The organism is Alloprevotella sp. oral taxon 473 str. F0040 (genome assembly GCF_000318095.2).
Taxonomy (GTDB): domain Bacteria; phylum Bacteroidota; class Bacteroidia; order Bacteroidales; family Bacteroidaceae; genus Alloprevotella.
In genome coordinates, this window is the sequence record NZ_KB290705.1 from 123,389 (window position 1) to 133,915 (window position 10,527).

Sequence of the window (10,527 nt, forward strand, 5' to 3'; positions counted from 1 at the left end):
AATCTAATACTATGAAAAACACATTGCAAAGATAGGATTTCCCAGCAAAACCTCCAAGAAAAACGAATAAATTTTGCAAGAAAATTTTGTTTTACGCCTATTTTGACATCTTAAAATAGCAAATACACCAAAAACTATACTATTTCGGCCGTTTCAAGCCTCCTCTTATCCGAAGTTCTTCCCAAAGCTTCATGACAATTTCACTCTCACAACACAAGTCCTCTCCTTTTTTTTCTATTGACTTACTCTCAGACATCTCCACTTTAACTTGAGAGTCTCTGTTGCATTATAGCAAACTAAGCATTGAAGTCTCCACTCATTTCACCCATTTCTCCGAGAGTTCTCAGAAAATGTCGGAGGTTTTCAAAAATATCTCCGAGAACTTTTGAAAAAACTCCGAGAGTTTTTAGAAAATCTCCGAGTTTTTTATCTCTACTCTAGGAGAAGTGCGCAAAAAACTTCTGATGGATAGTAAAAATCAGCCCATCTCCCTCACGTAGGGTCGAAGATTACCCTTCTTTTTATCTAGTTATTCAAGTGAGATGCTGATGAAAGATACACCTCAAACGAAGAAAGCCCAAGAAACAAAGCAGAAGAACAAGACTCAAAAATCAGCGCACAATTAAGTTTCAGCACATTATCTTTGCTGTTCGCCGAGAAAGTGGTAAATTCGCACATTGATAGATTGGCTCGCTATGGGCTTTTGTAAAGGGAAGTTCATAGGTATCTTTCCCCTCTCTGGCTTTTTCTCAGTAAAAATGCCCCAAGGTATGCCCTAAAGCAGTGCAGTCACTCACCTCAAAAGACTCATAGGTCTTAAAAAGAAAGACAACTATATGGCTTGTATCCTACATATCGAAACCTCCACCACGGTGTGCTCGGTGGCGGTGTCAGAAGATTCCAAAGTAATCTTCGAGCAACAAACGCTTGAAGGCCCTTCGCACGCCACAGTGCTTGCTCCCTATGTGGACGAAGCACTGAGTTTCATTGAAAGCCACGCCATTCCTCTTGATGCCGTAGCCATCTCTGCTGGCCCAGGTAGCTACACTGGGCTTCGTATCGGCACTTCCGTGGCCAAAGGTGTGGCCTATGGTCGCAATGTCCCCTTGATTGCGGTGCCCACTCTTAAGCTCATCACTGTGCCTACTCTGCTCTTCGATGATGACATGCCCGAAGATGCGCTACTTGTGCCCATGATTGATGCCCGTCGCATGGAGGTCTATGCTGCTGTCTACGACCGCGCACTCCGTCCTCTGCGAGAAGTGCAGCCCGACATCGTAACGGCCGACACCTACAAGGAATGGCTCGATCGTGCTCCTGTGTATTTCCTCGGCAATGGTGCTGAGAAGTGCAAGGAAGTGATCAATCATCCCAACGCGCGCTTCGTGGACAACGCACACCCCTTGGCGAAATATATGGCTCCTTTGGCTGAAAAGGCATTCCTCGACGGAAAGTTTGAAGATTTAGCCTATTTTGAGCCTTTCTACCTTAAGGATTTCCAAGCCTCTCAACCTAAAAAACTCCTGTAAACTGCGATGCTCTACAACACACAACTGGAACCTCTGCGCATGAAAGCCTATGGGCGCGAAGTGCAACAGATGGTGGACCATGCGCTCTCCCTCGAAGATCGTGCAGAACGCCAAGCCTATGCGCAGCGCATCATGGTGGTGATGAAGGCGGTGGCGCAAATGCCCAATCCAACACAGGAGGAAAATGAAAAACTGTGGAATCATTTAGCGCAACTATCGAACTATCAGCTCGACATTGACTATCCTTGCACCATAGAACCTCATGTGAAACAGGAACATCCTCCCAGACTTCCCTATTCACAACAGCATCCACGCCTGCGCCACTATGGTGTTTTGGTGCAGAACCTTCTCAACAAAGCTGCCGAAAAAGAGGATGCGGAGCATCGGCGCATCGGCGTAGAAGCCGCTGCTAAGCGCATGCGCGAGAAACTCTTTGAAGTGCGCGGAGACATGCCCGACAATGAGCGCATAGCCCACGACATCGAGTTCTTGACCAAAGGGCAGATTACCCAGCAAGAAGCCCTTTCGCTGATTTCTTAATTCATATATTCTCAACTCCTTCCCTCCCGTATGGCTTCATTCCTCATCGAAGGCAACCATCGTCTCCAAGGCGAAATATTCCCCCAAGGGGCAAAAAACGAAGCACTTCAAGTGATTTGCGCCACTCTTCTCACTGACGAAGAGGTGCGCCTGCAAAACGTGCCCGACATCTTGGATGTTAACAACTTGATTCTCCTCTTGCAAGACATTGGAGTGAAGGTGAAACGTAATGCTCCTGGCGACATCACCTTTCAAGCCGACAGCATCAATCTCGACTATCTCCGTAGTGATGAGTACTTAGAACGCTGCTCATCGCTCCGCGGTTCGATTTTGACCATCGGCCCCTTGGTGGCGCGCTTCGGTCACGCCGTGGTGAGCAAGCCTGGGGGCGACAAAATCGGACGTCGTCGCCTAGATACTCACTTTTTTGGCCTACAATGCTTAGGAGCATCCTTCACTGTTGATGCCGATCATCAATTGTTTGAAATCACAGCTGACCACTTGAAGGGAGCTTACATGCTACTGGATGAAGCAAGTATCACAGGTACGGCCAATATTCTCATGGCTGCGGTACTCGCTGAGGGAACAACTACGATTTATAACGCAGCTTGCGAACCCTACCTCCAACAGCTTTGCCACTTGCTCAATCGTATGGGAGCAAACATCTCTGGCATCGCCTCTAACCGTCTGACGATTGTGGGCACCAAGCGTTTGCGGGGGGCCACTCATCGCATTCTTCCCGACATGATCGAGATTGGTTCGTTCATTGGCATGGGAGCGATGGTGGGAGATGGGCTGACGATTAAGTCAGTTTCTTTGCGCGATTTGGGCATTATCCCCGATGCTTTCCGCCGACTCGGCATTAAAATTGAGGTGCAAGGCGACGATTTGTTCATTCCAGGCGGACAACGCTACGAAGTAGAATCGTTTATCGATGGCTCTCTTATGACATTGGCCGATGCACCTTGGCCCGGTCTTACCCCCGACCTCCTTTCTATTCTCATCGTCGTGGCGACCCAAGCGAAGGGAAGTGTGCTTTTCCATCAAAAGATGTTTGAGAGCCGTCTCTTCTTCACCGACAAACTCATCGACATGGGCGCACAAATCATCCTCTGCGATCCGCACCGTGCGGTGGTGGTTGGGCACAATTTCGAGCATCAACTCCGTGCGCGCCGCATGTCTAGCCCAGACATCCGCGCAGGCATCGCGCTCCTCATTGCTGCACTTAGTGCAGACGGCACAAGCCGCATAGACAATGTGGAGCAAATCGACCGCGGATATGAGCACATCGAACAACGTCTTAACGCGCTTGGTGCAAAGATTACACGCATCTAAAAGGAAGTTTTTCGGCTTTCCTCACGCATTGTTACAGACTCCCTCACACATTATTATATATAAGGCGTAATCTATCCCCCATACTCTCGCCTTTCTCCATCCTCTTTCTTCCACCTATTCTCAATGATCACCCCAGAAGAAGTATTTCAAATCGGTCGCATCACCCGCACACACGGCATCCACGGAGAAGTGGAACTGCAATTTACAGACGACATCTTCGACCGAGCCGAGGCGGAATACCTCGTTTTGCGCATCGACGGGCTGTTTGTGCCCTTTTTCTTCGAAGAATATCGCTTCAAAAACAATGAAGCGGTGATCATTAAGTTTGAGGAGGTGGAAGATGACGCAGCAGCGCGCCAGTTGGTCGGACTTTCTGTGTATTATCCCCAACAATTTGTGGATGAAGAAGCACATGATGAGATAAATAATCTGCAAGCCTTCACAGGGTTCAGCCTTCTTTTGGTAGATGAAGCCAACACGAGTGAAGAGCAATTGGCGACTTACGAACTGGGCAACATCGTTTCGGTCAATACCTCCACGGCGAATACCCTCCTCACCGTAGAAACCGAAGAAGGCGAGGAACTTTTGATTCCGCTTCACGATGATTTCTTGGTAGACTATAGCGTGAAAGACCGTTATTTGCTGTTGAATTTACCCGAAGGCATCCTAGAACTCAACGCTTGATGCCGACAGACGATCTATGAAAAGAATAGCAATACTTGGTGCCACTGGCTCGATTGGCACACAAACTTTGGACGTCATCCGCGAACACCGCGACAAATACGAGGCTTACGCCCTCACCGCTGGAAGCAACTCGGATTTGCTCATCCAGCAAGCGCGAGAGTTTCAGCCCGAAGTGGTGGTGATAGCCGACGAAAATCAATATGAAAAGGTAAACTCTGCCTTGTCCGACCTCCCTATCAAGGTGTGGACGGGTGCAGAAGCCCTTTGCGACGTGGCGCGTCTCCAAGATGTGGACACGGTGGTCACAGCTATGGTGGGATTTGCCGGACTTCGCCCCACAATCGCTGCGATAGAAGCGCATAAAACTATTGCTCTCGCCAACAAAGAGACGTTGGTGGTGGCAGGAGAACTGATTACCGAGCTAGCTGTTCGGGAGCGCGTGGCAATTCTTCCCGTAGACAGCGAGCACAGTGCGATATTCCAATGCCTGGTGGGCGAAGATGGCAATGCCATTGACAAAGTGTTGCTCACCGCTTCTGGCGGACCTTTCCGCAAATTCTCCCTCGAACAACTACAAACCGTCACAGCGGCACAGGCTTTGCAGCATCCGAATTGGGAGATGGGTGCGAAGATTACCATTGACAGCGCGACGATGATGAACAAAGGCTTCGAGATGATCGAAGCAAAGTGGCTTTTTGGTCTCACTCCCGAACAAGTGGAAGTGGTGGTACATCCCGAGAGCATCGTGCACAGTGCCGTGCAATTGACAGACGGCTGCGTGAAAGCTCAGATGGGATTACCCGATATGCGCCTGCCCATCCAATACGCGCTCTCATTTCCCCGACACGACAGCCTAAGCGGTGCGCGACTTGACCTCACCGCTTTGGGAAGCCTCACCTTTGAACGCCCAGACTTCGAGCGTTTCGACTGTTTGCGCATCGCGTATGAGGCTGCCGCCATCGGAGGTAACATGCCGTGCATTGTCAATGCTGCGAATGAAGTGGTGAATCTCGCCTTCCGCCAAGAGCGAATCGGCTATCTTGACATTGCGCGCCTCATTAGAAAAGCGATGCAAGAAGCCACATTCGTGCAGAAACCTACGTTGGATGACTATTTCCAAACAGATGCCGAAGTGAGAAAGTTGGTAGAGGCGATGATTCCCTAACCAAGAAGCTGCCATTTTCTCCCATAGTCCAGCCACACAATTCCTATAAACTAGCAATTCAATCTCAATAGCAATATATTTTCTCATGGAAGTATTCCTTATTAAAGCCCTTCAACTCATCTTGAGTATCTCGATTCTCGTGGTATTGCACGAAGGCGGGCACTTTTTCTTTGCCAAAGTGTTTGGCATTCGCGTACATCGCTTCAGCCTCTTCTTTGATTTCTGGAAAGGCGGTAAGAAGAAAGCACTGAAACTTGGCCGTTGGGGCAACACAGACTTTGTCATTGGCTGGCTTCCCTTCGGTGGATACGTAGATATCGCCGGCATGGTGGACGAAAGCTCCGATGCCGATGCAGTGGCAAAGGAAGAAGCTAACATTCCTGCGCGCGAACTTTTCAAGAACAAACCTGCTTGGCAACGCCTTCTCGTGATGGTGGGCGGTGTGTTGGTGAACTTCCTCGTGGCACTCTTCATCTACGCCATGCTCCTCTGGGTAAATGGCGAACAGCGCATCCCACTCAAGGGCATCACCCATGGCATGTCGTTCAACACAGAAGCCAAGAAACTCGGATTCCAAGACGGTGATCTCATCACGGGCGTGGACAAAAAGACCTACACCTACCTAGATCATGTGGCGATGCTCCGTGATTTGGGCGATGCACGCACCGTGCACGTGCTCCGCAATGGGAAGAATGTGGACATCAACATCGATGGTCAGTTCGATTTGCTCAAAGCCTTGAAGCAACAGCCTCCTTTTGTCACCCTCACCCTTCCCTCTGTCGTGGACAGTGTCTTGGCAGAAAGCCCCGCAAAAGCCGCTGGTTTACAAAAAGGCGACACCATTATTGCCATGAACGGCCGTGAAGTCAGCACATGGAACGAGATTGACAATCTGCTTTATCCCATCCAAGATCAAATTGCTGCGGCAGAAGGCAAGCCCGTTGACGCAAAACTCTTGCAAACAACGCTTGTGGTAAAGCACGCATCCCAAGATAAGACACTAGCTCTTGCAGGTGCAGCCGATACACTCCGTTTCTCACTCAACGCAGAAGGAAAAATGGGCGTGACCAAGCACAATGTCTTTGTAGATTATCCCACAGAAACCATCCACTATAGCTTCATCGAGTCCATTCCTGCGGGCATTTCTCACGGACTCTCCGTGCTGAAGGGCTATGTAAGCGACTTGCGCTATCTCTTCTCTGCAGACGGTGTGAAGAGCGTCGGTTCTTTTGGAGCCATTGGTAGCCTTTTCCCCTCAGCTTGGAACTGGACTGCTTTTTGGAATCTCACAGCTTTCATCTCATTGATGCTAGCGTTCATGAACTTCCTCCCCATCCCCATGCTCGATGGTGGCTACATTTTCATCACACTCGCTGAGATGATCACTCGTCGTCGCCTATCCGACAAATGGATTGAGCGCGTAAACACCGTGGGATTCTACTTCGTTCTTGGACTGATGGCCCTAGGCATCTTCAACGACGTCGTACGTTTCATCTTCTAAATCACCCATCAATCAAAGGTGCGTGGGAATATCCTCCTACGCACCTTTGCCTTTTTAGAGCAACGACAGGAAGATACGCCACATTTTTCCATTTGCTCTGCACAGAGAAGCCTCATCCCGAGGGAAATTCTCCAACCTATTATCTCGAATGTCAAACGCCTCTTCTCTAAAGTCCAAGACTGCCAAAGGATTGCTGTGGGGAACGCTCAGCAATGGCGCACAACAGGTGCTCACCCTTGTATTCGGCATCTGGTTAGCTCGCATGCTTTCCACCGCCGACTACGGCATGGTGGGACAACTCACCATCTTTTCTCTCATCGCCTCCACCATTCAGGAGAGCGGTTTTACCGCAGCTTTGGTGAATCGTCCCACGATTGAGCACCGAGACTATAACGCCGTGTTCTGGTTCTCCCTTCCTGCCAGCCTATTTCTCTATACGCTCCTCTTTTTTGCCGCACCTTTCATCGCCGACTACTATCGCGATGCGCGACTTATCCCACTTTCACGCTATCTCTTTCTCTCTTTCATCATCTCCAGTATGAGCATTGCACCCTCTGCCCTGCTCTTGAAGCAGATGAAAGTGCGAGAGAAGACCCTCTCCAACCTTATTGCGATGATTATTTCAGGAGTGGTCGGCATCACGCTTGCCTATCATCACTTTGAATACTGGGGACTTGCCACGCAAACACTTGTGTATGTAGGTATCAATACGGCACTTTATTGGTGGTTTGCACGATGGCACCCCACCTTTCATTGGGATTTCGCGCCCGTACGTCAGATGTTCGGATTCAGCAGTCGGTTGTTGATCACCAATTTGGTCAATCATATCAACAACAACTTCTTTTCGCTCATCCTTGGTCGCGTATATAATGCCCAGATGGTCGGCAACTACACCCAAGCCAATAAGTGGAATTTCATGGGACACTCCATCGTGACGGGCATCGTGAACGGAGTAGCACAACCCCTCTTCGTAGAAACCCAAGACGACCGTGAGCGACAAGCGCGCGTATTTCGCAAGATGCTGAGATTTACTTGCTTTCTAGCCTTCCCCATCATGTTTGGGCTTTCCATCATCAGCCGAGAGTTGATTCTCATAGCCCTAGGGGCAAAATGGGAAATGGCCACGCGCATCCTCATGCTCTTGTGCATTAGTGGAGCGTTTCTCCCAGCTACCACCCTCTACACCCAATATCTCCTGAGTCGTGGCCGTTCGAGCACTTATATGTGGGGCTTGATTGTGATGGTCATCTGCCAACTCATTGCCGCCATCTTCAGTGCGCCTTTCGGAGTCATGGTAATGCTTCTGCCCTACATTGGCATCAATTTCCTTTGGGTAGGCGTGTGGCACTACTTCGTTCGCCAAGAACTCCACATCGGCTATGGGCAAGTGCTTCGCGACATCTCCCCTTTTCTCTTCGTAGCCGTGGGAGTCATGGGCGGTGTTTATCTAGGTGTCGGGCAACTCCATTGGAATCTTTTGGCAAGCCTATTGGCGAAGGTGGTCTGCGCAGCCCTACTTTATCCCGCTCTCCTTTGGATGATGCGTTCCGACATCTTACAAGAAAGCATTAATTATCTCCTCAAAAAACGACGTAAAGCATGAGTAATACAGCACAAAGTCCGAAGCAAGTGATTCCCATCTTCTTCACTTTCGACGAAAACTACGTCGTTCCTGCCATTGTCACGGTGTTTTCGCTCCTGTACCACGCAGAGGCGAGCCACGACTACGAACTGTATGTGCTGCATCCAGGACTCTCTGCCAAAGCCCAGCGCGAGTTGCAGCGTGTAGTTGGGAGATTTCCGCAGGCTTCGTTGCACTTTCACGACACTTCCAACGACCCCATCGCACAGGAATGCCCTAGTAAGTCGCACTTTTCCAAAGAGATTTACTTCAAACTCTGTGCTCCCGAGCTCTTCCCTCAGCACGACCGTGTGCTCTGCTCCGATGTCGACGTGGTGTTCCTAGGCGATGTGTCGCAAGTCTTTGCTGCATATCCAGAGGAAAACTTCTACTACGCTGGCGTAGACACGATACTCCCCACCACGCGCGCCGCACTTTACCAATCATTTTCTCCCGAAGCGCAAGACTTGCTCTCCCGAGAAATCAATGCTGGTTTCCTACTTTTCAATCTCAAGGCTCTGCGCCACGACCAGATGCAAGCCACTTGGACGGAGTTTTATAAGAGCAACTACGCCCGTCTTCCCTTCCCCGAGCAAGACTGTATGGCGATCTGTGCTGGACACTCCGTGCGCTACTTCCCCATGTACTATTCCGTGTCGAATAGCTACTACAAAGTAGACCCACACGCCACGTCTTTCTACGAGCATTGTCAGTCGCTCCCCACAGACGATGCCGAGCGTCGTCGCATCTTCTCCGATGCCCTCGCCCATCCCATCCAATTGCACTACATCGGTGCCGCAAAACCTTGGAATGCCTTCGGCGTTTCGCGCCAGCGCATTTGGTTCAAATATCTATGGATGAGCGGAGCCACAGGCTATTATCTCCAAGTGCTGCCCAAAATCTTCCGACAACGGTTGCGACGTTACAGCCTTTCGCGCTTCTTCCACAAACTCAAGGCGCGACTGCTCGGAAAGTAACCGCAGCCCTCTCCCCACTTCCGCAGCGCAGCTCCCCTATTCTAGTGCGTTGGTAAGAGCAAATCTCGCCACTTCCCACGATTTCTCCCCCTAATCATGCGTTGTCTGCGCAGAAACTCGTACATTTGCATAAAGCATTCCCTTCAGATTCTATGATAGCTCAAAAGAAAATAGTGGTATATACGTCTGGAACCTTCGATATGTTCCACTCCAACCACCTCAAGATGATAAAATATGCTCGCGGCTTGGGCGATACGCTCATCGTGGGCGTGAGTACTGATGAATTGGTCAGTAGTTACAAGCGTCCTCCTGTGATTCCCTTCGAGGAACGTCTGGCTATTTTGGAAGCCCTTCGCTATCCCGACGTGGTTATCCCCCAGCGCACGCTCGACCACACGGAGATTGTCAAGAAACTTAACATTGATGTCTTCGTGGTGGGCGATGATTGGACAGGCAAATACGACTATCTCAAAGAACTTGGTGTAGATGTTTTCTATTTCCCCTATGGTGATGGCGTGAGTTCTACGAAGATTAAGGAAGAAGTTCTCAAGAACTATCAAGACCTTAAGAGTAAAGTGGAAACACGTGTGAATCCTGACGTCAAAGTAAAGGAATAGACAATAGACGTTAGACATTAGACGTTAGAGGGTCATAGACCCTTTTTCGCTCGACTTCGACTTCGCTCGCCTCGAAAAGGAATAGACGTTGGAGGTTAGACGTTAGGCATTAGACGTTAGATATTAGACAATAGAGGGTTATCCTTTAAGTTATCACGCGTGAGCCGTTAGACACACAATTATTGTTCAGAGAAAACCTCGCATCCATGCGCAATCCCCTCATCGTAGGTGGTGCAAGTGGCATCGGACTTGCCCTAGCCCATCTGCTTGCAGCCCAAGAAGACACCGAAATAGTCTGGATAGTCGATAGAAATCTCCCCAGCGCGGAGCAAGATCATCCCAAATTTCGAGTGCAACAATTCGACCTCACCCACGAAGACTACAGCATCTTCTCCCATTTTCCTACCGTGGATGGACTCTTCATCACGGCTGGCTTTGCACGCTTGTCCCTGTTCAAAGACATCGACGAAGCCCATTTGGTGAGTTCTTTCCAAGTCAATGCCCTCGCCCCGCTGCGCATCGTGCACCACTTCTACGAGCGTTTGCAGCAAAAGGAAG

At 49.7% G+C, this 10,527-nt stretch carries 10 protein-coding genes; all 10 read left to right on the forward strand.

Annotated elements, in window-relative coordinates; genetic code table 11:
* The first annotated feature begins 836 nt into the window (after positions 1–836).
* Positions 837–1,529, forward strand: coding sequence for a tRNA (adenosine(37)-N6)-threonylcarbamoyltransferase complex dimerization subunit type 1 TsaB (gene tsaB, locus HMPREF9999_RS00925; RefSeq protein ID WP_009751945.1), 693 nt, complete (start codon positions 837–839; stop codon positions 1,527–1,529).
* 6 nt (positions 1,530–1,535) lie between these two features.
* Positions 1,536–2,069 (forward strand): DUF4290 domain-containing protein, encoded by a 534-nt coding sequence (locus tag HMPREF9999_RS00930; RefSeq protein ID WP_009751946.1) that lies wholly within the window; start codon positions 1,536–1,538, stop codon positions 2,067–2,069.
* A gap of 30 nt (positions 2,070–2,099) precedes the next feature.
* Positions 2,100–3,404 carry a UDP-N-acetylglucosamine 1-carboxyvinyltransferase gene (gene murA / locus HMPREF9999_RS00935; protein WP_009751947.1) on the forward strand — a complete coding sequence of 435 codons (1,305 nt, stop codon included), beginning with the start codon at positions 2,100–2,102 and terminating at the stop codon, positions 3,402–3,404.
* A 123-nt stretch (positions 3,405–3,527) separates the two neighbouring features.
* On the forward strand, positions 3,528–4,088 hold the full coding sequence (gene rimM / locus HMPREF9999_RS00940; protein WP_009751948.1) for a ribosome maturation factor RimM: 561 nt from the start codon (positions 3,528–3,530) through the stop codon (positions 4,086–4,088).
* Between the two features lie 16 nt (positions 4,089–4,104).
* Positions 4,105–5,253, forward strand: a complete 1,149-nt coding sequence (locus HMPREF9999_RS00945) for a 1-deoxy-D-xylulose-5-phosphate reductoisomerase (protein WP_009751949.1) — start codon at positions 4,105–4,107, stop codon at positions 5,251–5,253.
* A gap of 85 nt (positions 5,254–5,338) precedes the next feature.
* On the forward strand, positions 5,339–6,754 hold the full coding sequence (gene rseP, locus HMPREF9999_RS00950; RefSeq protein WP_009751950.1) for an RIP metalloprotease RseP: 1,416 nt from the start codon (positions 5,339–5,341) through the stop codon (positions 6,752–6,754).
* A gap of 148 nt (positions 6,755–6,902) precedes the next feature.
* The gene (locus HMPREF9999_RS00955; protein WP_009751951.1) at positions 6,903–8,357 is read left to right on the forward strand and encodes a lipopolysaccharide biosynthesis protein; all 1,455 of its coding nucleotides are present in this window, start codon (positions 6,903–6,905) and stop codon (positions 8,355–8,357) included.
* Complete coding sequence (locus HMPREF9999_RS00960; RefSeq protein WP_009751952.1) at positions 8,354–9,352, forward strand: glycosyltransferase family 8 protein; 999 nt, start codon at positions 8,354–8,356, stop codon at positions 9,350–9,352. Before HMPREF9999_RS00955 ends, HMPREF9999_RS00960 begins: the two co-directional genes overlap by 4 nt.
* A gap of 152 nt (positions 9,353–9,504) precedes the next feature.
* On the forward strand, positions 9,505–9,969 hold the full coding sequence (locus HMPREF9999_RS00965) for an adenylyltransferase/cytidyltransferase family protein (RefSeq protein WP_009751953.1): 465 nt from the start codon (positions 9,505–9,507) through the stop codon (positions 9,967–9,969).
* A 206-nt stretch (positions 9,970–10,175) separates the two neighbouring features.
* Positions 10,176–10,527: SDR family NAD(P)-dependent oxidoreductase (locus HMPREF9999_RS10650; RefSeq protein WP_009751954.1), on the forward strand; the 352-nt coding region annotated here is incomplete at its 3' end.